The sequence below is a fragment of the Thermocatellispora tengchongensis genome (assembly GCF_014202315.1).
In the GTDB taxonomy this organism is placed as follows: Bacteria; Actinomycetota; Actinomycetes; order Streptosporangiales; family Streptosporangiaceae; genus Thermocatellispora; species Thermocatellispora tengchongensis.
In genome coordinates, this window is record NZ_JACHGN010000020.1 from 188315 (window position 1) to 213115 (window position 24801).

General features: G+C 73.4%; 23 protein-coding genes. 13 read left to right on the forward strand and 10 right to left on the reverse strand.

Features of this window, described 5'->3' with window-relative positions:
* Position 1: 1 nt before the first annotated feature.
* On the reverse strand, positions 2-2707 hold the full coding sequence (locus HNP84_RS37740) for a family 78 glycoside hydrolase catalytic domain (protein WP_185054813.1): 2706 nt from the start codon (positions 2705-2707) through the stop codon (positions 2-4).
* Between the two features lie 82 nt (positions 2708-2789).
* Between HNP84_RS37740 and HNP84_RS37745 the strand changes: the two genes are divergently transcribed.
* Entirely contained in the window at positions 2790-3413 is a 624-nt protein-coding gene (locus tag HNP84_RS37745; RefSeq protein ID WP_185054814.1) for a TetR/AcrR family transcriptional regulator, read from the forward strand.
* Positions 3414-3505: 92 nt separating this feature from the next.
* On the opposite strand, the gene HNP84_RS37750 is transcribed toward HNP84_RS37745, so the two are convergent.
* Positions 3506-3976 carry a DUF6194 family protein gene (locus HNP84_RS37750; protein WP_185054815.1) on the reverse strand — a complete coding sequence of 157 codons (471 nt, stop codon included), beginning with the start codon at positions 3974-3976 and terminating at the stop codon, positions 3506-3508.
* A gap of 87 nt (positions 3977-4063) precedes the next feature.
* Here HNP84_RS37750 and HNP84_RS37755 point away from each other — a divergent pair, with 87 nt between their 5' ends.
* Positions 4064-4762, forward strand: coding sequence for a MerR family transcriptional regulator (locus HNP84_RS37755; RefSeq protein WP_185054816.1), 699 nt, complete (start codon positions 4064-4066; stop codon positions 4760-4762).
* A 42-nt stretch (positions 4763-4804) separates the two neighbouring features.
* Here HNP84_RS37755 and HNP84_RS37760 read toward each other — a convergent pair whose 3' ends face one another.
* The gene (locus HNP84_RS37760) at positions 4805-5251 is read right to left on the reverse strand and encodes a nuclear transport factor 2 family protein (protein ID WP_185054817.1); all 447 of its coding nucleotides are present in this window, start codon (positions 5249-5251) and stop codon (positions 4805-4807) included.
* Positions 5252-5326: 75 nt separating this feature from the next.
* Here HNP84_RS37760 and HNP84_RS37765 point away from each other — a divergent pair, with 75 nt between their 5' ends.
* Positions 5327-5959 carry a TetR/AcrR family transcriptional regulator gene (locus HNP84_RS37765; RefSeq protein WP_185054818.1) on the forward strand — a complete coding sequence of 211 codons (633 nt, stop codon included), beginning with the start codon at positions 5327-5329 and terminating at the stop codon, positions 5957-5959.
* A 12-nt stretch (positions 5960-5971) separates the two neighbouring features.
* On the opposite strand, the gene HNP84_RS37770 is transcribed toward HNP84_RS37765, so the two are convergent.
* From HNP84_RS37770 to HNP84_RS37780, 3 genes are all read right to left on the reverse strand, one after another.
* On the reverse strand, positions 5972-6673 hold the full coding sequence (locus HNP84_RS37770) for a class I SAM-dependent methyltransferase (protein WP_185054819.1): 702 nt from the start codon (positions 6671-6673) through the stop codon (positions 5972-5974).
* A 232-nt stretch (positions 6674-6905) separates the two neighbouring features.
* Positions 6906-8039, reverse strand: coding sequence for an SMP-30/gluconolactonase/LRE family protein (locus HNP84_RS37775; RefSeq protein WP_185054820.1), 1134 nt, complete (start codon positions 8037-8039; stop codon positions 6906-6908).
* On the reverse strand, positions 8026-8397 hold the full coding sequence (locus HNP84_RS37780; RefSeq protein WP_185054821.1) for a hypothetical protein: 372 nt from the start codon (positions 8395-8397) through the stop codon (positions 8026-8028). The genes HNP84_RS37775 and HNP84_RS37780 overlap by 14 nt, the downstream gene beginning before the upstream one ends.
* A gap of 265 nt (positions 8398-8662) precedes the next feature.
* Here HNP84_RS37780 and HNP84_RS56415 point away from each other — a divergent pair, with 265 nt between their 5' ends.
* The 10 genes from HNP84_RS56415 (at position 8663) to HNP84_RS37830 (ending at position 22096) form a co-directional block, all read left to right on the forward strand.
* Positions 8663-10288, forward strand: a complete 1626-nt coding sequence (locus tag HNP84_RS56415) for a sensor histidine kinase (RefSeq protein ID WP_185054822.1) — start codon at positions 8663-8665, stop codon at positions 10286-10288.
* The gene (locus HNP84_RS37790) at positions 10279-10926 is read left to right on the forward strand and encodes a response regulator transcription factor (protein WP_185054823.1); all 648 of its coding nucleotides are present in this window, start codon (positions 10279-10281) and stop codon (positions 10924-10926) included. The genes HNP84_RS56415 and HNP84_RS37790 overlap by 10 nt, the downstream gene beginning before the upstream one ends.
* A gap of 76 nt (positions 10927-11002) precedes the next feature.
* A complete protein-coding gene (locus tag HNP84_RS37795; RefSeq protein WP_185054824.1) occupies positions 11003-11914 on the forward strand; it encodes a hypothetical protein in 912 nt (303 codons plus the stop codon).
* 233 nt (positions 11915-12147) lie between these two features.
* The gene (locus HNP84_RS37800; protein WP_185054825.1) at positions 12148-14874 is read left to right on the forward strand and encodes a heparinase II/III family protein; all 2727 of its coding nucleotides are present in this window, start codon (positions 12148-12150) and stop codon (positions 14872-14874) included.
* On the forward strand, positions 14871-16115 hold the full coding sequence (locus HNP84_RS37805; RefSeq protein WP_185054826.1) for an alpha-L-fucosidase: 1245 nt from the start codon (positions 14871-14873) through the stop codon (positions 16113-16115). Before HNP84_RS37800 ends, HNP84_RS37805 begins: the two co-directional genes overlap by 4 nt.
* A 42-nt stretch (positions 16116-16157) precedes the next feature.
* Entirely contained in the window at positions 16158-17561 is a 1404-nt protein-coding gene (locus HNP84_RS37810; RefSeq protein WP_185054827.1) for an ABC transporter substrate-binding protein, read from the forward strand.
* Positions 17558-18475 (forward strand): carbohydrate ABC transporter permease, encoded by a 918-nt coding sequence (locus tag HNP84_RS37815; protein ID WP_185054828.1) that lies wholly within the window; start codon positions 17558-17560, stop codon positions 18473-18475. The genes HNP84_RS37810 and HNP84_RS37815 overlap by 4 nt, the downstream gene beginning before the upstream one ends.
* Before the next feature lie 13 nt (positions 18476-18488).
* On the forward strand, positions 18489-19367 hold the full coding sequence (locus HNP84_RS37820; RefSeq protein ID WP_185054829.1) for a carbohydrate ABC transporter permease: 879 nt from the start codon (positions 18489-18491) through the stop codon (positions 19365-19367).
* A gap of 21 nt (positions 19368-19388) precedes the next feature.
* A complete protein-coding gene (locus tag HNP84_RS37825; protein WP_185054830.1) occupies positions 19389-21005 on the forward strand; it encodes a hypothetical protein in 1617 nt (538 codons plus the stop codon).
* A gap of 80 nt (positions 21006-21085) precedes the next feature.
* Positions 21086-22096: a LacI family DNA-binding transcriptional regulator gene (locus tag HNP84_RS37830; protein ID WP_185054831.1), complete on the forward strand. Its 1011-nt coding sequence runs from the start codon at positions 21086-21088 to the stop codon at positions 22094-22096.
* A 37-nt stretch (positions 22097-22133) separates the two neighbouring features.
* Here HNP84_RS37830 and HNP84_RS37835 read toward each other — a convergent pair whose 3' ends face one another.
* From HNP84_RS37835 to HNP84_RS54070, 4 genes are all read right to left on the reverse strand, one after another.
* Complete coding sequence (locus HNP84_RS37835) at positions 22134-22481, reverse strand: arsenate reductase ArsC (protein ID WP_246519212.1); 348 nt, start codon at positions 22479-22481, stop codon at positions 22134-22136.
* Positions 22482-22536: 55 nt separating this feature from the next.
* Positions 22537-23631, reverse strand: coding sequence for an ACR3 family arsenite efflux transporter (gene arsB / locus HNP84_RS37840; protein ID WP_185054833.1), 1095 nt, complete (start codon positions 23629-23631; stop codon positions 22537-22539).
* Between the two features lie 34 nt (positions 23632-23665).
* Positions 23666-24007, reverse strand: a complete 342-nt coding sequence (locus HNP84_RS37845; protein WP_185054834.1) for an ArsR/SmtB family transcription factor — start codon at positions 24005-24007, stop codon at positions 23666-23668.
* A gap of 65 nt (positions 24008-24072) precedes the next feature.
* Positions 24073-24729: an arsenate reductase ArsC gene (locus HNP84_RS54070; RefSeq protein WP_185054835.1), complete on the reverse strand. Its 657-nt coding sequence runs from the start codon at positions 24727-24729 to the stop codon at positions 24073-24075.
* Positions 24730-24801 lie beyond the last annotated feature (72 nt).

The following is a 24801-nucleotide window of genomic DNA, read 5'->3' on the forward strand; positions in this document are numbered from 1 at the left end:
GTCAGTCCGGTTCGGACGTGGGAAGGGCTCGTGCCCGCACCCGGTGGCGGCCGGCGGTGCGGTACAGCACCTGGCCGCCGGGCAGCCGGATCTCCGCCTGTGTGCCCGGCGGCACGTCCACCGTCAGTTCCAGGGCTTCCCGCTCCAGACGCCAGTGGCAGCGGATCGGCCCGTACGGGCTGCGGTGCTCGGCCCGGGCCCAGGTGAGCGACCCGCCGGGGCGGGGCTGGACGATGAAGCGCCGGTAGCCTGCCTCGTCGAGCCCCGGGCACTCGGGCAGGCGCAGGCCGGCGACGTGGGTGTAGAGGAACGAGACGACGGCGCCCTTGCTGTAGTGGTTCAGCGAGCCGCGCGCACGCCCGTCCTGGACGCCGTCCCACCACTCCCAGATGGTGGTCGCGCCGCGGTCGAGCATCTCCAGCCAGGACGGGACTCCGGTGGAGAGCAGCACGCGGTAGGCGGCGTCGAGGTGGCCGGTGTCGGCCAGGGCCGGCAGCAGGAGGCCGGTGCTGAGGAAGCCGGTGCCGACGCGGTGACCGGCGGCCTCCACCAGCGCGGCGAGCCGGCCGGCGACGCGGTCACGCAGCTCGCCGGGGACGAGCCGGAACGCCAGTGCGCGCACGTGCGTGGCCTGGGTGTCGATGACGAGGTCGCCGTCGGGGGTGAGGAACTCCCGCTGCCAGGCGTCGCGCGCGGCGTGGGCCAGCCGCGCGTAGCGCTCCTCGTCGGCGGTCCTGCCCAGCAGGCCCGCGACGCGTCCGAGGCGGTCGGCGGAGTGGGCCAGGTACGCCGTCGCCACCGCGCCGTGGTCGGTCCCGTCGCCGAGGGCGGGCTCGACGCCGGGTTCGAGCCACTCGCCGAAGTGGGCGCCCGTGTCCCACAGGTAGCGCTCGTGGGGCGCGGGCCGCGGCCGGGCGGCGGCGCGGGCGGGGTGGCGGCCCTCCCGGGCCGCGGTCGCGGCGCGCTCGACCCATCGCCTCATGGAGTCGTACTGCCGCTCCAGCAGGTCGAGGTCGCCGTAGGCGCGCCACAGCTCCCAGGGGACGAGCACGGCGGCGTCGCCCCATCCGGCGGAGCCGTGCAGCGTGTCGGAGAACGAGCCGGCCACGGGCCCGGGGCCGGAGGGGTTGGGCGAGTAGTTCGGGACGGTTCCGTCGGGCCACTGGTCGGCCGCCAGGTCGCGCAGCCATTTGGCGCCGAATCCGGCGACGTCGTGGGTGAGCGCGGCGGCCTGGACGTAGACCTGCCAGTCTCCGGACCATCCGGCCCGCTCCCGCTGCGGGCAGTCGGTGGGGATGTCGCAGGCGTTGGCCTGGAAGCTCCGCACCGCGGCCTGGTGCAGCGCTTCCAGGCGCGCGTCGTCGCAGGCGAACCGGCCGGTCGCGGCGAGATCGGAGCGCACCTCCACGGCGGTGACGTCGTCCGCGCCGAGCGGGCCCGGGTGGCCGTGGATCTCCACGTAGCGGAAGCCGTGCGTGGTGTGCCGGGGTTCGAAGACGTCCTCGGGACGTCCGGCGGAGACCACGCTGTCGATCTGCCCGGCGGGCAGCCTCTCACCGGTGGTGAACACGAACGCGCGCAGGTGCTCGGTGTCGAGGCGGCCGTCGGCGTCCAGGTGCTCGCCGTGGCGCAGGGTGATCTCGGTGCCGCGGGGGCCGAGGCCGCTGAGCCTGACCCGGCCGTTGATGTTGTGCCCGAAGTCGGCCACGACCGTCTCGGCGTCGAGCCGGGCGACGCGCACCGGGCGGAGTTCGGCCACGCTCCGGACGGGCGGCGCCTCGGTGAGCAGGAGCCGATCCCGCCGCGCGTAGAGTCCGTGCGACACCGGCCGCGCGGGGCTCCAGCCGGGCTCGTCCAGGCTGGCGGCGCCGGTGAGGCGCAGGTCGGTGCGCTGGCCGTCCATCAGGTCGGCGGCGACGACGTGGCCGGGGCGCGACCACCAGCCGGGCCCGGTGGTGACCGTCATGCTCCGGCCGTCCTGGAGCGCCACCTCGATGGCCAGGAGCGCGGCGGTACGGTCGCCGAACCCGTCCGCGGCGCGCTCGAACCCGTGGCGGCCCCGGAACCATCCGTCGGACAGCAGGATCTCGACGGCGTTGGCGCCGGGCCTGAGGGCGCCGCCGACGTCGTAGGGCTGGACCTGCAACCGGGAGCGGTAGGCGGTGAAGCCCGGGGTCAGCTCCAGGTCGCCGATCCGGTCGCCGTTGACGAACAGCTCGTACACGCCGTGCGCGGTCGCCCAGGCCGAGGCGGAGGCGACGCGGCCGGGAAGGGAGAACTCGTGCCGCAGCCGGTACGCCGGACGCCGGCCGGGCGGTGGGATCACGGGTTCGTCCGGTTCGATCCAGCAGGCCGTGCCGAGCGCCGCGGGCAGGCCGGTCACGGTCCAGGGCGCGGGCGCCGACCAGCCGCTGAGTCCGAGGTCGGTCCGGACCCGCACCTGCCATTCCGGGGCGCGGTGCGCGGACTCGGGAACGTCGAGACCGACCAGCACCGACCGCAGCGATGCCCGGTAGCCGGACTCCCACGCCACGTCGAACCCGCCGCCGGGATCCGATCGGCCCAGCCGCAGCTCGTACCCGAGCTGGCCGGTCGCCCCGGCCGGGAGCCACCAGGACCCGCGCGGCCGGGCGGACCCGCACGCCTGCCCCGGCGGCAGGTGATCGATCCTCAGGTGGACGGGAACGTCCGCCGTGCTCTCGGTCATCGATCGGCTCCTCCGCACGATAAAAACTGAGCTTCCAAGGTTTTTACCGTACAGGCATGGCCCTGGCCATAGGGTGAGCGGCATGGCACGACGGAAGACCGGCGGCTACGCGGCAGGCAGGGAGCGGCGTGCGCGGATCGTCGAGGCCGCCGCGCGGCACTTCGCGACCCGCGGCTACCACCGGGCCCCGATGGCGAAGATCGCCGCCGACGTCGGCCTCACCGAGGGCGGCCTGCTCTACCACTTCCCGTCGAAGAAGCACCTGCTGCTCGCGGTGGCCGAGCACCGGATCGACGCCGCGGCCGAATGGTGGCGGCGGTTGCCCGCCGACGCCTCCGTCCACGCGGTTCTGGACGCCATGGTGGACGCCACGGCCCGCAACCTGGCCCAGCCCGGCCTGATCGAGCTGTTCGTGCTCGTCTCGGCCGAGGCCGCCGACGGCTCCAGCCCGGCGCACGCCCCGTTCGCCGCCCGCTACCGGGCCGCAGTGGACTCGCTCACCGAGATCTTCGAACGCTGCGCCGCCCGCTCCGAGCTCGCCCCCGGCACCGACTGCGCGGCCCTGGCCCGCGAGTGCATCGCCGTCAGCGACGGCCTGCAACTGCAGTGGGTGCTCAGCGACGGCGAGCTCGACCTCGTCGAGTCCGTACGCGGCCACACCAGGCGGCTCGCCCGGGCCGTGTGCGCCCGGGGCGACGGGAGATGAGGGGCCGGCGGCGGTCCGTCGAGCTGTTGTTCCGGCCGGAAGGGGGCCGCAGCCGGTAGGTGACCGGCGCGCGGCCCCCTGACCGAGGAGGGTCAGCCCGCCGTCGCCTCCGCGCGCCGCTCGTACCGCGAGCGTGCGAGCCGGTAGGCCGTGTGCAGCAGCTCGCGGGTCGCGGCTTCGGTGCGCGGGCCCGGGTTCACCACGGCCAGCCAGCCGAGGGCGCCGTAGACGGGGTGGGCGATCAGGGTGTCCATCGCGCTGGGGTCGGTGGTCGCGGGTTCGCGTGGCGCGTGCCCGGTCCGCCGGACGAACTCCTCCTTCCCGGCGGAGATGTTCACGCGGAAGGCGCCGGGCCGGTCCAGACGCGAGGTCTCATCGCCGGGGTAGTCCTTGGTCACGATCGTCGCGAACGGCTGGGTCGCCGCCGGGACGACGCCGTCGGGTGAGTAGTAGAAGAACGTGTCGCCCCAACTGAGCTCCGGCGAGCCGTCGCCGGGGCCGGGCTTGAGGGTCAGGACTCCTTCGAGGCCGCCCACGAATCCGATGATCTCGTCCATGGTCATGTGCTCCAGCGTCGCATTAAAGTGCTTGTGGAGACTTTCTGGCTGAGATCGAGGGGCTTGCGGGTGTTAAGTCTCAAATCGGGCGACATGCGGACCGTCGATGTGGCGCGGCGTGCCGGGTACTCCGTTCAGCAGGTGCGCAATCTCGAACGCGACGGCGTGCTGCCGCCGGCGAGGCGCACGGCCACGGGCTACCGGATCTATGGCGAGATCCATCTGCAGTCCGCGCTGGCCTACCGGGCGCTCGCGGCGGGCGCCGGCCCGATCGAGGCCAAGAAGATCGTCCGGGCGGTGCATCGGTTCCCCGCCTCGCGGGCGCTCGCCCTTCTCGACGCGGCGCACGCCCGGCTCGACGCGGAGCGCACGGACCTGAGGCTGGCACAGGAGGCCGCCCAGGCGATCTCCAGCGAGCCGATCGCCGACGTACGCGCATCGGACTCGATGAGCGTCTCCGAGCTCGCCGCCGCCCTCGGCGTGCGTCCATCGACGTTGCGGCACTGGGACGCGGAGGATCTCGTCGTCCCCGACCGCGACCCGGCGCGGGGAACGCGACGCTACACACCGGCCCAGGTGCGCGACGCGCGGATCGTTCACCAACTGCGCAGGGCCGGCTATCGCATCGCCCCCCTCCGGGCCCTCATGCCGGAGCTGAGGCGCGCCCGCCGGCTGGAGGACGTCGCCGCCGTGCTGGCCGCCAGAGACGCCGGCATCGCGGCCCGCTCCAGAGCCCTCCTCGACGCCGCCGCCGCACTCAGCGCCGTGCTCTCACTGGCGGGCGACCGTTGAGGCACGGCCACGGCCCGTCGGATGAGGCACGGCCATGCCCCGTCAGAGGCCGGGATCGTGGTCGCCCGGGAGTGCCGGGTGCGACCGCTCGTCATCGGCCGCGGCAGCGGGGAGCGTGCGGGTGAGCATGTGCGCCCGGCGCATCCGTCCGTCGGGGGTGAACCGCCCGAAGAAGTGGACCTCGATGGCCAGCTCCTTGCCGCGCTGCCGCACGTGCAGGGTGTAGCGGGCGGCGATGTCGTCCCCGCTCGCCAGGGCCTCGTGCACCTCCACCCTGCTGACCGGGCGGTTCTTGCGCACCGGGCGGGTGTGCGCGATGAGCTTGTCGCGGTCTATCCGGTTCCCGTCGGCGATCTGGACGATGTCGGGCGTGTGGTAGCGGTCCACGATCCGCGCCGGATCCTCGTCGCTGCCGAGGATGTCGGCGGTGAAGGAGGTGAAGAAGCCGGCGATGAACCGCTTGGGGTCGGTGCCGTGGGGTGTGCGCATGCGCTCCTGCTTCCGAAGGATCTCTTACGGCCTGTAAGATATGCACGGCCCACTAATTTTGACAAGGTGTAAGAGATGAATCGGTCTCCGGCGCCCAACCGCCGAGCGGACGCCCGGCGGAGCCGGGCGGCGATCCTGGACGCCGCGCTCCGGCTGCTCGACGCCGACCCCGACGCCGGCGTCGAGGCCATCGCCGCCGCGGCGGGGGTGACCCGCCAGACCGTCTACGCCCATTTCTCCTCGCGGGAGCGACTGCTGGACGCGGTCCTCGACCGGCTCACCGAAGAGGCCGTCGCCGCGATGGACGCGGCCGATCTCGATGCCGGATCGGCCGCGGACGCGCTGCTGCGCCTGCTCGACGCCGGCTCCCGGACGGCCGGGCGCTACCCGGTCCTGCTCCGGAGGATCTCCTCGCTGCCCCTGAGCCCGCAGGCCGACCGTGATCGCCACGCCCCGGTGGCGGACCGGCTGCGGCGGGTGATCCGGCGCGGCCGGGAGAACGGGGAGTTCGACGACGGGCTCCCACTCGACTGGCAGGTCGCGGTCACCATCAAGCTCGGCCACGCCGCGGGCGAGGAGGCCGAAGCCGGCCGGATGTCGGATGAGGAGGCGGCGTACGCGCTGCGTACCAGCCTGCTCCGGGTGCTCGGCGCCGGACGATCCCCGACCGGGGACGAGGGCGATCCCGGCTCCGCGGCGCGAAGCTGAACCCGATGGCTTCTAGCTGTAGCCGGCGAGCGGGTCGGCGACCCCGGGGACGAACCCGCTGCCGACCGTCGCGCCCTGTTCGAAGGGCCGCCGCTGGTACAGGGCGATGGCGTAGGGGCGGCTCCGGTCCAGGACGACGTGCTCGCCGAGGGCCTCCAGCCCGGCGTCGGCGGTGAAGTGGCGGTGCAGCCGCCTGGCCTCGGGCCAGGGGTGGGCGAGGGCGAGCAGGCCGCCCGGGGCGAGCAGTTCGCGGAGCCTGCGCGACACCTGGCGCAGCATGGCCGCATCGCCCACGTAGTAGAGCATCTCGGAGCAGATGGCGAGGTCGAACAGCCCTTCCGGGGCCTGGTGGCGGATGTCCAGGTGCAGGAAGCGGGCCTTCGACGCCCGGCGCGCGGCGGCGGCGCGTACGGCGTGGGAGGAGATGTCCACGCCGATCGTCTCCGCCTCGGGGAAGGAGGCGGCCAGGAGATCGGTGAAGGTGCCCTCGCTGCAGCCGACGTCGAGGATGCGGCGGTAGTCGCGCCGGGGCAGGCGGCGCAGGGTGGCGCTGTGGCGGTCGCGCTCGTACCGGTCGGTGGTGTAGTGCCACGGGTCGGGTCTTCTGTGCCACCAGTCGAAGTAGCCGCCCAGCAGCCGGCGCGAACCGGCCGCCGGCAGGTGGGAGACGAGGGTGAAGAACGCGCGGTGGAGGGCATCGCCCACCTTGGTCATATCGCTCCTATCGTCGTGGTCGTCGCACCCCTTCGCCCGATGCCTGTGGCAATCGTGCGAGAGATCCTGGTCCAGCGGATCCATGTCGCGCCGCCCGGTCTGGTGGAGATCATGGCCGCCACGACCCAAAACTGAGGTAAAGACCGTCTGTTCCGGGCTCCCAGGTGTGAGATCCGTACGGCGACCCTCGCGGGCGCGAGGGTCGCCGGATTCACCCGGCAGGGGCGACGCCTCAGCCCGCGAGGGGATCGGGGAGCGTGCGGACGGTGCCGCCGCTCAGCGTGCCCAGCAGCCACTGGCCGCGCCAGGGGACCACGTTGGTGGGGGCCTCGGCGAAGCCGTCCAGGCGGCGCAGGACCTCGCCGTCGTGCGACAGCACGAGCACCATGCCCGAGCCCGCCCCGTCGGGGTCGCGGTAGAGCCGGGGCGGGGTGCGGATCAGGATCTGGCGGGCCCACGCCCGGGGCAGGACGATGCCGTCGAGCGCGGCCACCCGGTCGTACGCGGGCACCAGGATGCGCCCGTCCGCCACGGTGAGGCCGTCGGCGATGCCGGGCAGGCGGTCCAGGAAGACCTCGCGCGCGCCCGCCCGGTCGCCGGTCAGCCAGATCCTGGTGACGCGGTAGCGCGTGGACTCGGCGACCAGCAGGGAGCGCCGGTCGGGGGCGAGGACCATGCCGTTGGGGAAGTACAGGCCCGACGCCAGCTCGCTCGCGGTGCGGGTGCCGGGGTCGTACCGGATCACCCTGCCGTGCGGGCGGCCCTCCAGGAAGTCGTAGACGGCGAAGGAGTTGAGCGGCCCCATCGTCGTGCTGTTGTGCTTCCAGGTCGAGTCCGACAGGTAGACGGCGCCGTCGGCGCCCACGACCAGGTCGTTGGCCGACAGGATCGGCCTGCCCGCCGCCGAGGAGGCGAGGAGGGTGACGGCGCCCGAGGGGGAGACCGACTGCAGCCCGACCCCGTGGTTGGCGACCAGCAGGTCGCCGTCGCCGTCGAACGCGAGGCCGAGGGGGCGTCCGCCGACGTCCGCGAACACCTCGGGGGCCGCGGCGCCGGGCCTCAGCCGCACGATCTTCCCGTTCCTGTCGCCGGCGAAGACCTCGCCCGAGGCGCTGACGGCCACGTCCTCCGGCCCCTCGACGGCGGCCAGGGTGCGGATGCGGGAGGCGGCGGCCGTGTCGGTCCGCCCGGCCGCGACGGTGAGTCCCGGCGCGGGCGTCCAGGCGACGGGGTCGAAGGGCCGTACCGGCGGGTCCACCAGCAGGAGGAACCCCGCCACGAGCACGGCCACGAGCACGGCCGCGAGTGCGAGCGCGGCGGCGCCGGCCCGGAGCAGGCGCCGCCGCCGCGTTCTAGGCTTCGGCACCGCGCCGCCCGTGCCGGTGCAGCAGGACCGCCATGGCCAGGGAGGCCACCACGATCCCGAAGTTCGGCCAGGCGAACTCGCCGCGTACGACGTAGGTGAAGACCGAGACCGTGAGCACCCCGGCCGTCCACCCGAAGGAGAAGAGCATGACGGTGGGCGCGACGGCGTTCGGCAGCAGGCAGCAGACGGCGAGCAGCACCGCCACGATCGTGTCCGGCACCAGGAACGGGTCGCTGTCGCGCCACAGGGCCACGGTCGCGACGTGGACGACCATGATCACGCTGATCACGGCCGCCACGGCTCTGGCCACGATGAGCGGTTTCACCGCCGGGCCCGCCTTCGTCTGGGAAGCACGCATCGCATCGCCTTTCATCAAAGGGGTACGGATCGTCCGGGCTCGCCCGAGGCTGGCCCTGGCCGGGAAGTCTGCGGGGCCGCCGCGCGCGCCGGAAGCGGGCCGCCTCGCCCCTGTGGCCGTGCCCGCCGCACGCCGATGGTGCGGCTGGCCGCACCATGACGGCTCCGCCGGACGCCGGCGCGGGGCACGATGGAACCGACGCCGGACCCCGGAGCCGAACCGCCGCAGAAAGGCCGATCTCATCACCGCGCTCACCCTCGCCACCGTGCTCGCCACTGCGCTCGCCACCGTGCTCGCCGCCCCGCCGCCCGGCGTGCCCGGCGTGCCCGTCGATGTCGCGGCCGTGGCCGGCCCCGCCTGCTTCGTGGGGGCGGGCGTCGTCGCGTGGCGGTCCCGGCCGCGCAACCGGATGGGCCCGCTGCTGGTGGCGGCCGGGCTGGCCTGGGTGCCGCACCAGGTGCAGCTCCCCCTGCCGCAGGAGGTCGCCGCGCTGGTCTCCGCGCCGTGGCCCGCGGTGATGGCGCACCTCGCGGTCGCCTTCCCCACGGGCCGCCTGTGCGGCACGTGGGCGCGGGTGGTGACGGGCGCCGCCTACGCGTGCGCCGCGGTCATGGGGGCGCGCCGGCTGGCCGGCGCGGAGGCGGGCGCGGCGATCGGCACGGCCGGGACGTACGCGATGGTGGCGATCGGCCTGGCGATCATCGCGCTGCAGGTGGGACGGTTGCGCGGCAGCAGCGTGACGCGGCGGCGCGCGCTCGTGCCGGTCGTGGGGGCGGCGGTGGTGGCGACCGCGGTGTTCATCGCGCTGAAGCCGCCCCTGATCGCCGGGGTGTCGGCCCCGCTGCTGTCGCTGGGCGTGCAGCTCGCCCTGGCCGCGATGCCGCTGGCCTACCTCGCGGTCCTGCTGCGCCGCCGCATGGACAAGGGCGGGGTCGCCGGCCTGGTCGTACGGCTGACCGGCGAGCCGCCCCCGGCGGCGCTGCAGGCGGCGCTCGCCGAGGCGCTGCACGATCCCGGGCTGCGCGTGGGCTACTGGGTTGGCGAGTCCGGCCGCTACGTCGACGCCGACGGCCGGCCGGTGGCCCCGGCCCCCGGCCAGGTGCTGAGCCGGATCGACCGGGACGGCCCGCTGGCGGTGCTCGTCCACGACCCGGTGCTGCTGGAGGACCCGGAGCTGATCGAGGCGGTGTGCGCCGCGGCGGGGCTCGCGCTGGCGAACGAGCGGCTGATGGCGGAGCTGCGCGCGCGGTTGCGCCAGCTCGGCGACTCGCGCGCCCAGGTGCTGCGCGCCGCCGAGGCCGAGCGCCGGCGGCTGGAGCGCGATCTGCACGACGGCGTGCAGCAGCGGCTGCTGTCCATACCGCTCACCCTCAGCCTGGCGGAGGCGGCGCTGGAGTCGGGCCCGGACCGGGCCCGCCCGCTGATCGCGGAGGCGAGGAGCGTGGCGCTGGCGGTGCTGGAGGAGGTGCGCGCCCTGGCGCAGGGCATCCACCCGCCGATCCTGACCGAGCGCGGGCTGCTCGCCGCCGTGCGCGAGCTGGCCGCCGTCGTCCCGGTGCCGGTCACGATCGCGGCCGAAGGGCTGGACGGCGCGCCCCCGCTGGAGCGGCTGCCCGCCGAGATCGAGACCGCCGCCTACTACGTGGTGGCCGAAGGGCTGGCGAACCTCGCCAAGCACGCCGGCGCCGGGAGCGCCGAGGTCGGCCTCGTGCTGTCGGGCGGGCGGCTGCTGGTGACGGTCGGCGACGACGGGCAGGGCGGCGCCGATCCGGCCGCCGGCACCGGCCTGCGCGGCCTCGCCGCCCGCGTCGAGGCCGCCGGCGGCACGTTCCGGGTGGACAGCCCGGCGGGCGGGGGCACCCGGATCGAGGCGGTGCTGCCGTGCGAGTGATCATCGCCGAGGACAGCACGCTGCTGCGAGAGGGAGTGGCCCGGCTGCTCACCGAGACCGGCTTCGACGTCGTGGCGACCGCGGGCGACGCGCGCACCCTGCTGGCCGAGGTGGCCCGCCACCGGCCGGACGTCGCCGTCGTGGACATCCGCATGCCGCCGACGCGTACCGACGAGGGCCTGCGCGCCGCCCGCGAGATCCGCCGCGACTTCGCCGGCACCGGGGTGCTCATCCTGTCGCAGTACGTCCGGGTCAGCTACACCGTCGAGCTTCTCGACGGCGGCGCCCGCGGCGTGGGCTACCTGCTCAAGGACCGGGTCTCCGACATCGCCGAGTTCGCCGCGGCCGTACGCCAGGTCGGGCGGGGCGGGTCGGCGTTCGACCCGATCGTGGTGGACCAGCTCGTCGAGCGGCGCACGAGCGGCGACGACCCGCTGCGCACGCTCACCGCCCGCGAGCGCACCGTCCTGGCCCTGATGGCGGAGGGACGCACCAACCAGGCCATCGCCGAACGCCTGGCCATCGCCGAGCGCACGGTCGAAAAGCACTGCACCGGCATCTTCGCCAAGCTCTCGCTGCCGGCCAGCCCCGACGACCACCGCCGCGTGCTGGCGGTCCTGCGCTACCTGAACGCCTGACCCCGCCGCGTCACCCGGGCCCGCCGGTCCGTAATCGGCTTGAGGATGCTTGTGGTGGTTTGCCAGACTCGACGCGGTGACGGAGCCCAATGGGTCTTTCGAGGTGGCCTGCGACGAGTCCGGCTCCGAGGGGGAGAAGCTCGTCGGCGGGAACACCGACGTGTTCGCGCACGCGGGGATACGGCTGACGACCGCGCTCGCGGCCCGCTGCGTGGAGGAGACCCGGGCGCGGGCGCCTTCCCCGACCGTGGAGTACAAGTCCGATGTCATCCGCCGCGCCAAGCATCGTGCCGCGCTGGTGTGGCTGCTCGGCCCGTCGGGCCCCCTGCACGGCAACGCGCACGTCTACCTGATCGACAAGACGTTCCTGGTGGTCACCCGGCTCGCGGGCCTGCTTCCCGAGGCCGACCCGCACGTGGTGCACCGGCAGGGGCGCCGGGCGCTCGGCGACGCGCGGTGGACCGCGTTCCTGGCCGCCTTCAACGACCTGCTGCGCGCGGGACCGGTCGGCATCAGGAACGGCCGCGGGCCGAGGCCGTCCGCGGAGGCGGTGTTCCACCTGGTGGACGGCCTGCCGTACCTGCGGCGTGCCATGCCGGGGGCGGCGGCGCTGCGGGCGCAGCTCCGTACCGACCCGGGGGCGCTGCCCGCCCTCGACCCGCTCGTCCCCGCGATCCTCCAGGCCGCCGCACACTGGGGGGCGAGCGTCCCGGTCTCGCTCGTCCACGACCGGCAGACCCTGCTCACCGACGACCGCGTCGCCCGCCTCCGCGCCGCGGCCGGGACGACGCTGGCCGGGCTGCGCCTGGTGGACTCCCGCACCGACCCCCGGGTGCAGGTGGCCGACCTGCTCGCCGGCGCGGCACGCAAGATAGCCGAGGACGCCCTGCACGGCCACGGCGACCCCGAGCTGACGGCCCTGCTGCGGCCGTACGTCCACCCGCGCTCGATCTGGGGGCCCGGCGGGGGCCTCATCGACCGGCGCTGACGGCCGCGTCGTCCCGGGATCGGCGCAGTACCGGCCCAGTACCGGCCCAGTATCGGGCAGTATCGGCGCAGCTAGGAATGCGCTTTCCGAGGTCTGAGGCACCCCAGACATCCGATTACTAATCAGATCCGGATGGTTTCCGCTCGCGATATCCAGGCTAGACGGTGCGAATTTCCCCTGTTATCGTCCAAAAGACCTCACAAACATCCAACCTTTTGTGTTGGAGGTGTCTCATGACGCCGTTACCCCGCCGACGCCTGTTACAGCTCACGGCCCTCACCGCCGGCGCCACGCTGATCCCGATGCCGGAGCTGCGTGCCACCCCCGCCGACTACGGGTTCGGGCCCCCTCCTCCGTACGGCGCCCACCCGCGCGTCGTCACCGCTCCCGCAGACCTCGCCGCGCTCCGGCTGCGCGTGCAGGGCGGGATCGCCAGGATGAACCACGTCGAAGGGCTGCGGCCGGCCGCGCTCGCGCTCGCCGGCAACGCCGATCTGCGTAAGCTCCAGCAGACCGGTCAGCTCACCTCCGGCGAGCAGGAACGGCTCGCCAAGGCCGTCGCGGGGGCCGCCCTCACCGCGTGGCTGGACGACTCGGCCGAGATCGCCGCCACCGCCCGCGACGCGCTGCTCACCTGGGTCCGGGCCATCCCCGCCGAGACCTCGCCCGACTTCAGCCGTTCCAGCCACGCCGTGGGGCTCGCCTACGACTGGCTGCACCCCCGCCTGAACGAGGCCGAGCGCGCCGAGGCCCGCGACTGGCTGGTGCGCCGCGTCACGGCGTACGAGACCTACCTGGACGACAAGGCGTACGGCTTCAAGCCCGGCGCCGCCGCCGAGCGGTGGGACAACTGGGTGCCGCACTACGTGGGCGCCTTCGGCACCACGGCCCTGGCCATCGAGGGGGAGCCGGGCTACCTGGATCGCTGGTACGCCAAGTCGGTCGCGAGCATGCACGACTTCCTGGACCACGGCATCGGGCCCGAGGGCGCGCCCCTGGAGCTCGTGCACTACTTCGCCTACGGCATGTGGCAGGGCGCGTACCTGATGAACGCGATGGCCCGGCGTGGCGACCCGGTCCTGGACCACCCGCACCTGCGCATGGTCCCGCGCTGGTGGAGCAGCGACCTGTTCCCGTGGGGGCGCGACTTCAACTCCCTCGCCGACACCAGGGACGTCTTCAACGGCGTGCCGGTCGTCTACCACCTGATGCGCCTGGCCTATCCCGGCGACCCGCTGATGCGCTGGGTCTACACCAACGTGATGCTGGGCTGGCAGCAGGTCGCCGACAACCTCTCGGCCGTGCTGTGGGCCAGCGACCTGGACCAGGCCGACCTGGCCCGCTCGGCCGACCAGCTCGGGCTGAATCCGGGCCAGTTCTTCGCGCACAGCGGCCTGGCCTACCTGCGCTCCGGGTGGGGCGGCGACGATGTGTACTTCCAGTTCCAGAGCGACCCGGCCTGCGCCGGTCCCAGCCACGCCCACGCCGACCGCACGTCCTTCACCCTCGCCGGCGAGAGCCGGCTGTGGGTGATGGACGCCGGCGGCTTCTTCCCCCACGACGTGGGGCACAACCTGGTCTTCGTCGACGGCAAGGCCCAGGGGTACTTCCCGCAGCGCGGCAAGATCCTCACATACGAGGACGAGGGCTGGGCGAGCGGCATCATGGGCGACGCCAAGGACGCCTACGACTACCGCACCGAGTTCGAGCACCGGATCACCGACTTCACCGGCTGGGCCAAGGTGAACGGCCTGTGGTCCTACCCCTACAACCCGGTGCTGCGGGCCTACCGCAGCGGCGTGCTGGTCCGCGGGCGGCATCCGTACGTGGTGATCTGCGACGACATCAGGAAGGACGACCAGGCCCACGAGTACTCCTGGGAGGCGCTGGTGCCGCTCGGCACCCTGGTCGTGCCGCGGGACGGACGCAGCGTGCTGCTGCGGCCGGTGGACGTGGGCAGCGCCCTGCGCTCGCCGCTCCAGGGCGCTCAGCCGCTGCGGGTGCCCTTCACCGTCGGCGCGCGGGGGAGGTACCGGGTCTGGCTGCTGGCCGGGCACGCCTACGACGGCGTGTGGCGGTGGGGATCGACCCTCGCGCTCGACGGCGGGGCCGCGGTGCCGGTCAGCGTGGCCTCCGAGTACGACTACGGCGACTGCGCCCAGCCGCACTGGCTGCCCGCGATGCACCCGGGCGGCGCGGTGGACCTGGCCGCCGGCGAGCACGTCGCCACGATCACCGCCACCGGCGTCAACGTCTACCACGCTCTGCTGGTCGCCCCGGAGGGCCACGACCCGGCGGGGCCGTACGAGACCGCGCCTCCCGCCGGGAGCGTCACCGTGCGGCTCGGCGAGGTCGCGGCACCGGCCGGCTGGACGCGCCTCGCCCCCGACACCGCCCACCCCGCCTGCCTGGTCACGGTGCTCAACCCGGCCGCGGCGCGGATCACGGCCGAGATGTTCGAACGGCGGCGCACCGACACCGGGGAGTACTGGGGCAGGACCATCAAGCTGCGCGCCCGGGTCACCGCCGACGAGCCCAGGTTCCGGGTCCTGCTGTACCCGCACCGCAACGGCGATCCCCTGCCCGCCATCGTCTCCGACGCCCAGCGGGCGAGCGTGACCTGGCCGGGCGGGGTGACCGACGCCTGGCACCTCGGGCCGGGGCCCGCCTTCCCCGCGGTCAACGGCGCGGCCGTGCGGGTGCGGCGCGGATCGCGCACGTTCACCCTGGACGTCACCTACGCCGGTCTGCGCCGCCTGACCCGCCGGCACGTGACGGACCGGCCGCTGGCGGGGAGGCTGTGCGACCTGCTCGACCGGGCCGAGCACGAGGACCGCCGGGGGCGGATCGCGGCGCGGAACGCCGCGCTGGAGTCCTACGTCACCCGGCTGGCCGCGGCGAAGGTGCCCGCGGCCCACCGCGACATGCTCACCAACCAGGCGAAGGAGCTGGCCCGATGACCCGGCTGGAGGAGTTCCGCGAGCAGAGGTTCGGCATGTTCGTCCACTGGGGCCTGTACGCCCTGCCGGCCAGGCATGAGTGGGTGAAGAACCGCGAGCGGCTCACCGACGAGCAGTACCAGGTCTACCTGGAGCACTTCGACCCGGACCTGTTCGACCCCGAGGCGTGGGCCGAGGCGGCGGCCGGGGCCGGGATGCGGTACCTGGTCCTGACCACCAAGCACCACGACGGCTTCTGCTTGTGGGACTCCGGCCTCACCGACTACAGCGTGGCGGGCACGCCCTACGGCCGGGACCTCGTGGGCCCGATCGCCGCCGCCTTCCGCGCGGCCGGGCTGGGCGTGGGCTTCTACCACTCCCTGATCGACTGGCACCACCCGCATTTCCCGCTGGACGAGCTGCACCCTTCGTACGGCCGCGACACCGGCGGCGACCGCGACATCGGCATCTACCGCAAGTACCTGCACGGGCAGGTGGAGGAGCTGCTCACCCGCTACGCGCCCGTGGACACGATGTGGTTCGACTTCTCCTACCCCACCAGGTTCCCCGGCGGCAAGGGGCGCGAGGACTGGGGCTCGGAGGAGCTCGTCGAGCTGGTCCGCAGGCTCTCCCCGGACACGCTGATCAACGACAGGCTGGACGTGCCCGGCGACTTCGTCACCCCCGAGCAGTACCAGCCCGCGGGCCCGGTCACCGTCGGCGGACGCCCGGTGGTCTGGGAGGCGTGCCAGACGCTCAACGGGAGCTGGGGCTACGACCGCGACAACCACGACGTCAAGTCGGTGGACCTGCTGGTGCGCATGCTCGTCGACACCGTCGCCAAGGACGGCAACCTGCTGCTCAACGTCGGCCCCAACGGGCGGGGCGAGCTCGACCCGGGGGCGCTGGAGACCCTGCGCGGGATCGGCGCGTGGATGCGCCTGCACGGGAGGTCCATCTACGGCGCCGGGCCGAGCGAGCACACGCCGCCGCCCGACTGCCGCTACACCCGGCGCGGCGACCGCCTGTACGTCCACATCTTCGCCTGGCCATTCGACCACCTGCACCTGCCGGGGCTGGCCGGCCGGGTGCGATACGCCCAGTTCCTGCACGACGCCTCCGAGGTGCCCCGGCTGGAGCCGAGCGACCGGGTGCCGCCCGGCACGCTCACCCTCAAGGTCCCCGTCCGGCGCCCCGCCGTCGCCGTGCCCGTCATCGAGCTCTTCCTCGACCAGGAGAAACCCGACCAGGAGAAATCCTGACCAGGAGAAATCCGACCAGGAGACAGCCGAGTAGGAGAACCCATGGACGCCTTTCCCTCACGCCGTGCCGTGCTCGCCGGCCTGGGCGCCCTCGGGGCGCTGGCCGCCTGCGGCGACGGCGGCCGTACGCCGCTGACCGCCGAGGGCCGCTCGGGCGGCGGCGAGCCCGGCGGAGCCCTGTTCCCCTTCGCCGAGGCCGAGAAGCTCAACGCGAGCCTCACCTGGCCGGCCTCCATCGGCGAGCCCGCCTCGAAGGTGACGATCACCGTGGCGTCGCACTGGGAGGCCGCCTTCCTGCCCCGCCAGGAGCAGTTCGACCTGTTCTTCATGCGCCGCCACCCCACGATCGAGGTGCGCAGGGAGGTCACGCCGTTCGCCCAGTTCCTGCAGAAGTACCTGGCCCAGGCGGCGGGCGGCAGCCTGCCGGACATCATGTACAGCCACTACTCGTGGGTCTCCGCCTTCGTCAAGCAGGGCGTGTTCCTGCCACTGGACGACTACGCGGCCAGGCAGGCCGGCTTCGCCAGGGAGGACTTCACCGCCCCCTCGCTCGGCTACTTCGAGCGCGACGGCAAGTTGTACGGCCTGCCCTACGACTGCGGCCCCAAGATGCTCTTCTACAACAAGGACCTGTTCGACGCGGCCGGGATGGCGTACCCCACCCCGTCCTGGACGGTGGAGCAGATGCTGGCCGCGGCCGCGGAGCTCACACGCGGCAAGGGAGGGGGCAGGGTGTTCGGCATGGCCGGGCTGCCCGCGCCGGTGGCCGACCTCACCCCGACCTATCTCCTCGCGTACGGCGGGCGCTACCTGGACGCCACCGAGACCGCGTGCCTGATCGACCAGCCCGGCGCGGTGAACGCGCTGCGGCCCTGGTTCGACCTGCTGCACCGGTACCAGGCGGTGCCGAGCGCCGCGGACGCCGAGGCCATGAAGGCCGAGCCGTTCGGCATCGGGCGGGCGGCCATGGGCGTGCACGGGTCGTGGACCGCGCCCAGCCTGGCGGCCACCGCGAAGTTCCGCTGGGCGATGACCGACATGCCGTCGGGGCCGGAGGGCCGGTTCACCTCGGCGGTCGGCAGCGGCTTCGCCATCACCGCGGGCAGCGGGGCCAGGGACGCCGCCTGGATCTACCTCAACGAGCTCACCTCGTCCGCGGGGCAGATCTTCATGTGGGGCAGCACCGGCAGGGGCAGCCCGTCGCGTACGTCGGCGTGGCCGTCCTACCTGCGGTCCGATCTCGCGCCCGAGGGCGCCGGCCTGCTGGAGAAGGCGCTCACCGGCTACGCCACCAACGACGGCGTGATCCGGCAGCCGGCGGGCCCGAAGGTGGTCAGCGCCGCGACGCCCACGTGGGACCGCATCGCCTCGGGCAGGATCGGCCTGCCCGAGGGCCTGCGCAAGATCCGCGCCGATGTCACCCCGGTCCTCGCGGAGAACCGTTGAGCGCGCTCGCCGGAGCGGCACGGCGGCGGCGTCCGGGGCCGCTCGCGCGCAGGGAGGCGAGGAGCTTCTACCTCTTCGTCTCCCCCTGGGTGGTGGGGTTCGTGCTGTTCGGCGGCGGCCCGATCGCCGCCTCCGCGGTGATCAGCCTCACCGACTGGTCCCTGCTGTCCAGCCCGTCGTTCGTGGGGCTGGACAACTACGTCAAGCTGGTGGAGGACCCGGTCTTCTACACGGCATTGGGGAACACGCTCTACTTCGCCGCCGCCTCGGTGGGACTCGGCGTGGTCTCCACGCTGGCGCTGGCGCTGCTGCTCAACCTGCCGCTGCGGGGCATCGCGGTCTTCCGCACGATCTTCTACCTGCCCTCGGTGGTGTCGGGGATCGCCACCGCGCTGCTGTGGGTCAACATCCTCCATCCCGACTTCGGTATGATCAACTACCTGCTCGGGCTCGCCGGCGTCCAGGGGCCGGGCTGGCTCACCTCCGAGGAGTGGGCCATCCCCGCGCTGGTCCTGATGAGCGTGTGGGGCGCGGGCAACACGATCGTGATCTATCTGGCCGGGCTGCAGGGCATCCCGCGGTCGCTGTACGAGGCGGCGATGATCGACGGAGCCGGATGGTGGCGGCGGCTGTGGCACATCACCGTGCCGATGCTGTCGCCGGTGGTGTTCTTCAACGTGGTGACCGGCTTCATCGCCAGCCTCCAGGCGTACGTGCTGGTGCTGGTGATGACCGAGGGCGGACCGGCCAACGCCACGCTGCTGCTCGGCCTGTACGTCTACCGGCAGGCGTTCGAGTACTTCGACATGGGCTACGCCGCCGCGCTGTCGTGGGCGCTGTTCGCCATCATCATCGCCGTCACCCTGGTGCAGTTCCGGCTGGCCCGGCGCTGGGTCCACTACGAGGTCGCCTGATGGAGGTCGCCTGATGGTCGCGGAGATCTCCCCGGCGGTCGCGGGCGTCGCGCGGGAGCGCCGCAGGCCGCGCGACCTGTCGCGGCTGCCCGCGTACGCGCTGCTGTGCGCCGGCGCGGCGATGTACCTGCTGCCGTTCCTGTGGATGGTGACGACCGCGCTGAAGACGGCGGACGAGGTGCTGGCGTTCCCGCCGGACTTCCTGCCCTCGTCCTTCGCCTGGCACAACTTCCCCGAGGCGTGGACCCAGTTGCCCTTCACCCGGTTCCTGCTCAACACCGTGCTGGTCACGGTGCTCGCGGTGGCCGGCACGCTGGTGTCGAGCATCGTGCCCGCCTACGCCTTCGCCCGGCTTCCGGCGCGGGGCCGCCCGGTGCTGTTCGCCGCCATGATCGGCACCATGATGATCCCCGCGGAGATCACCCTGGTGCCGCAGTTCCTGCTGTTCAAGGAGCTGGGCATGGTCAACACGTACTGGCCGCTGATCCTGCCCGCCTGGTTCGGCTACGCCTACTACATCTTCCTGTTCCGCCAGTTCTTCCGCACGATCCCGCAGGAGCTCGTGGACGCCGCCCGCATCGACGGCGCCTCGCACGCGCGGATCCTGTGGTCGGTCATGCTGCCGCTGGCCAAGCCGGCCATCGCCGCGGTGACGGTGTTCTCGGTGATCGGCAACTGGAACAACCTGCTCGGCCCCCTGATCTACCTGCGCGACCAGGACGCGTACACGCTGGCCCTCGGGCTCAGCCTGTTCCAGGGCGAGCACGCCACCGCCTACCACCACATGATGGCCGTCTCCACCCTGACGGTCATGCCGATCGTGGTGCTGTTCTTCCTGGCCCAGAAGGCGTTCGTGCGCGGCATCACGCTCACCGGACTGGGCGGGCGCTAGGGATACCGAGGAGGTCTGATCATGCTCGATCGTCGCCGGTTGCTGCTGGCCGGGCTGGGCGCGGCCGGCGCGCTGGCCGTGCCGGCGCTCGGTGCGGGCCGCGCCGCCGCCGCGTCGCTCCCGTACCGGTTCGCGTCCACCCGGCTGCGGGTGCCGGACCGGCAGACGTGGATGCGGGAGGCCGGATCGCTCGCCGTGCTGTGGCGCCTGTCGGCCGGCTCGCCGCCGTACACGGTGTACAACCCGCGGGTGCTGGTGCCCGGCTTCTACTGCTTCAACGCGGGCGGCGACGGCCCCACCGAGCGGCTGAACGCCGGCGAGTTCCGGGTCGCGTACGCCCTGGAGGTCAACGGCGTGCGGCACCGGGCGACGTTCCGGGGCTCGCCGTGGACGACCCGGGGCGGCACCGGCGCCCAGCGCGGCCTGGCGACCCCGTTCGACTGGGGCGTGTGGAGCGACGTGCTGCCGATCCAGATCCCGGCCAACTCGCAGATCTTCCACTGCACCGCGGTCGCGGTGAGCGACGCCGCGACGCGGTTCCCGGCCTCGCTGCGGGTCGCGGCGCCGATCGGCGACCGCGCCCGCACGGCCCCGGACGCCGCGGCCCTGGAGCCCCTGCTGTCCGGCTCGGCCCCGATCACCAGCGCCGGCGCCGCCCCGTACGCGGCGTACGCACCGATGTTCATGATCGCGCAGGACGCCTCGGCGAACCCCGTGGTGCTCATCATCGGCGACAGCCGCAGCTACTTCGACGACCTGCTGCTGGAGAACGACGAGCCCCGCGCGCCGCTCGCGGCGCCGGAACGCGGCCTGGACAGCACGACCGGAGGACGCGTCGCGACCGGCCACATCGGCATCCCGGGCTCGTCACCGGCCAAGACGAACCTGGCGCCGGGGCTGACGCATCGCACGGCGCCGCTGGTGGCGCTGCGCGACTACTACGGAGAGTTCCCCTTCACCCACATCCTGGACCAGCACGGCAACAACGGCGACATGGACTGGGCGTCGATGGCGGCGCACGCGCGCACGCTGCGGCAGACGCTCCCCGGGACGACGTACGTCAAGGTCACCATCCCGCCCCGGGTACGCGACACCACCGACGCCTACCGCACGCTGTCCGGCCAGTCGCCCCGGCCGGAGGACGCCTACCCCGCCGGGGCGCGGGCGGCGCTCAACAACGACATCCTGAGCAACCGCGACGGCCTGTTCGACGTGGTCTTCGACGCCGGCCGGTACGGCCGCGCCGGCGACGCCACCGACGCCGAACGCTCGCGCTTCCCGGCCTTCCCCGATCTGGCCGGAGCGCTCACCCGCCCCTGGGACGGCGTGGCCACCACGATCCACCTCGACTTCGCCCCGAGGTACGGGGACCGGCTCAACTTCGACCCCGCCGACCCCGTGGCCGGCGGCATCGTGCGCAGGGTCACGCCGGGCGCCGTCGCGGGGGAGTGGACGGTCCTGCTCCAGCACGGCTTCGTCTCCCGGGGCGCCCGCCCGGCCGGGGCGTCGTTCGCGTGCGTGCCCACCGGTGACGGCACCCACGAGAGCCCGCGCATGCACATGATCGAGGCCGCCGCCTACCACGACATGAAGCGCCGGGGCGTCTTCGGCCCGATCGTCGCCACTAATTCGTATTAGCGTATTGACCGCGGAGGCCGCTGCGGGGTTTCGTAATCAGCGCGACTCACCCCCGCAACACCCCCGGAGCGCGATACGACATGCCGAGCCCCAAGCGGTCCCGCCGCGTCACCCAGCGCGACATCGCCCGGCTGGCCGGCGTCAGCCAGACGACCGTGTCCCTGGTGCTCAACAACCGCATGGGAGCGGAGTCCCGGATTCCGCGCGAGACCAGGGACAGGGTGCTGCGCGTGATCGAGGAGACCGGCTACGTCGCGGCCCCGGCACCCCGCGGGCCGGCCGCGGGCCGCAACCGGATCATCGGCGTGTTCACCTACGAGCCGGTCTTCCCCAGCGGCCCCGGCGACCGCTACCACCCGTTCCTGGTCGGCATCGAGGAAGGTGCCGGGCGGGCCGGCTGCCACCTGCTGCTGCTGACCGGCACGCCTTCGATGCACGGCCGCGAGCGCGCCCACCGGCGGGACCACCGGCTCCGGCCGGCCGACGGCCTCGTCCTGCTGGGCCGCGAACCCGATCCGGAGGACCTGACCGGGCTGGCGGCCGAGGGGCATCCGTTCGTGTCGGTCGGCCGCCGCGACGACGTGGGCGCGCCGATCTCCTGGGTCGGCGCCGACTACCCGGCGGCGGTCCGCGCGCTGGCCGCGCGGGCCAGGGCGCTCGGGCACGAGCGGCTGGCCTACCTCGGACACGGCGCGGGCCCGGAGTCCTGGGCCGACCGCCTGCGCGGGTTCGAGGAGGGCACGGCGGGCCTGCGCACGCTGCGGCTCAACCCCGGGAACCCGGCGGCGGTCCTGGAGGCCGGCGTCACCGCGGTGTTCGCCGAGGACCACGCCGTCGCCGTCGCCGTGGCGGAGGCCGCGGCGCGGCGCGGCCTCGCCGTCCCGGGCGATCTGTCGATCGTCGCGCTCGGCGATCCGGCCACGCCCGGCGGGCCCGGCTTCACCGGCCTGCGGGTGCCGCGCGAGGAGATGGGACGCCAGGCCGTGGAGATCCTCACCGGGCTGCTGGACGGCGGCCCGCCGGTCCGGCGGCTGCTGCCCTGCGCCCTCACCGAGGGCTCGACCCTGGGCAGTCCCGCCACCCGGTGGTGATCGTCCCAGCCGGATATGAGGCCGGCGGGACGCGCCGTCAGCGGGGGAGGACTTCGGCGATCAGCTTCTCGACGCGGGCGCGGATCTCGTCGCGGATCGCGCGTACGGCCTCGATGCCGCGCCCGGCGGGGTCGTCGAGGGCCCAGTCCTCGTAGCGCTTGCCGGGGAAGATCGGGCAGGCGTCGCCGCAGCCCATGGTGATGACCACGTCCGACGCCTGCACGGCGTCGGGGGTGAGGACCTTGGGCCGTTCCGCGGTGATGTCGATGCCCACCTCGGCCATGGCCGCGACCGCGACCGGGTTGATCCGCTCGGCGGGCGCGGAGCCGGCCGAGCGGACCTCGATGCGGTCGCCGGCCAGGTGGGTGAGCCAGCCGGCCGCCATCTGGGAGCGTCCGGCGTTGTGCACGCACACGAACAGGACGCTGGGCTTGCGGTCCTCAGGCACGGGCGGGCTCCTCGGCGGTGGCGCGGGCGGTGAACAGGCGGCGGGCGGCCAGGCTCGCGTAGACCAGGGCGACCAGGACGGGCACCTCGATCAGGGGGCCGACCACCCCGGCCAGGGCCTGCCCGGAGGTGACGCCGAAGACGCCGACCGCGACCGCGATGGCCAGTTCGAAGTTGTTGCCCGCGGCGGTGAAGGCCAGGGTGGTGGTGCGGTCGTACGGCAGGCCGATCGCGCGGCCGAGCAGGAACGAGCCACCCCACATCAGGGCGAAGTAGGCCAGCAGCGGCAGCGCGATCCGGGCCACGTCGCCGGGCTGGGAGGTGATGGTGCCGCCCTGGAGGGCGAACAGGATCACGATGGTGAACAGCAGGCCGTACAGGGCCAGCGGGCCGACGCGGGGCAGGAAGCGCGACTCGTACCACTCCCGGCCGCGGGTGCGCTCGCCCAGCCTGCGGGAGGCGTAGCCGGCGGCCAGCGGGACACCGAGGAAGATCAGCACGTACGAGGCGATGTCCCAGGCCGAGACCGACAGCGCGTCCTGGGCCAGGCCGAGCCAGCCGGGCAGGACCTGGAGGTAGAACCAGCCGAGCGCGCCGAACGCGACGACCTGGAAGATGGAGTTCAGCGCGACCAGGACGGCGGCGGCCTCGCGGTCGCCGCAGGCCAGGTCGTTCCAGATGAGCACCATGGCGATGCACCGGGCCAGGCCGACGATGATCAGGCCGGTGCGGTATTCCGGCAGGTCGGGCAGGAGGATCCAGGCCAGGGCGAACATGAGCGCGGGCCCGAGGACCCAGTTCAGCACCAGGCTGGAGATCAGCAGCCGGCGGTCGCCGGTGACGGTGCCGAGGCGGTCGTAGCGGACCTTGGCCAGCACCGGGTACATCATCAGCAGCAGGCCGAGCGCGATCGGCAGCGAGATCTCGCCGATCTTGACCGCGTCGAGCGCGGCGTCCAGGCCGGGGACGAGCCTGCCGAGCAGCAGCCCGGCGGCCATGGCCAGGCCGATCCACACCGGCAGGAACCGGTCCAGGGTGGACAGCCCGGCCAGCACGTTGCGCTCGTCCGGTGGGGCGGGGGCGGTCATGAAGGCGGCTCCAGGTGTGCTCGCGGCGACGGGCTCAGACCGTGGCGGGCGTGTTCAGCAGGGCCGACAGCTCCTGCAGGGTCTCGGGCACCACGCGGTAGTACACCCAGGAGGCGCGCCGCTCGGAGGTGAGCACGCCGACGTCCTTGAGCACCTTGAGGTGGTGGCTGATGGTCGGCTGGGACACGTCGAAGGCGTCGGTGATGTCGCACACGCACGCCTCGCCGCCGGCGTGGCTGGCCACGATCGAGACGATCCGCAGGCGTACCGGGTCGCCCAGCGCCTTGAACACCCGCGCCACCCCGGCCGCCTGCTCGGCGGTCAGCGGCTCGCGCGCGAGCGGGGGGCTGCACTCCAGCAGCTCCAGCGGCTCCACCTGGACACCTCCACGCGCATAGACGGCTGTCGAAATTGCAGTGTATCTATATCGACAGCGGTCTATCAGGGCACGGGGACGTTCAGCTCGGCCAGCAGGGCGCGTACCCGGCGCTCGATCTCGTCCCGGATCGGGCGGACCTGCTCCACCGAGAGCCCGGCCGGGTCCTCCAGCTCCCAGTCCAGGTACCGCTTGCCGGGGTAGACCGGGCAGGCGTCCCCGCAGCCCATGGTGACCACCACGTCGGCGGCGCGGACGATCTCCTCGGTCCACGGCTTGGGGAACTCGCGGGAGATGTCGATGCCGGCCTCGGCCATCGAGGCCACGGCCGCCGGGTTGATCTCGGAGGCGAACTCCGACCCGCCGGACCAACCCACGGCGTGCTCCCCGGCCAGGTGGGTGAAGAAGCCCAGGGCCATCTGGCTGCGTCCGGCGTTGTGCACGCACAGGAACAGCACGATCGGCCGCCCGTCGCTCTTGCCCTCCACCCTGGCCAGGGCGTGCAGGCGCTGGCGGGCGAACCGCTCGGCCAGCAACGGCAGGAAGTTCGCCACCGCGGCCTTGGTGGCGAACTGCTCGTAGCTGGTGTGCAGGAACCGCTCGATGGTCTCGGCGCCGAAGACGCCGGTGAACTCCTCGCCCAGGCGGCGCGCGGCGGTGGCCAGGGCGAGCCGCTGGTCGATGGACAGGTCATCGCGCTTGTAGGTGCTGCTGCTGGTCATCGGGCCGCTCCCCGCAGATCCCTGAATCGAATGCCATCTATGTGGACAGCCATCAATATAGGTGGCCGTCGA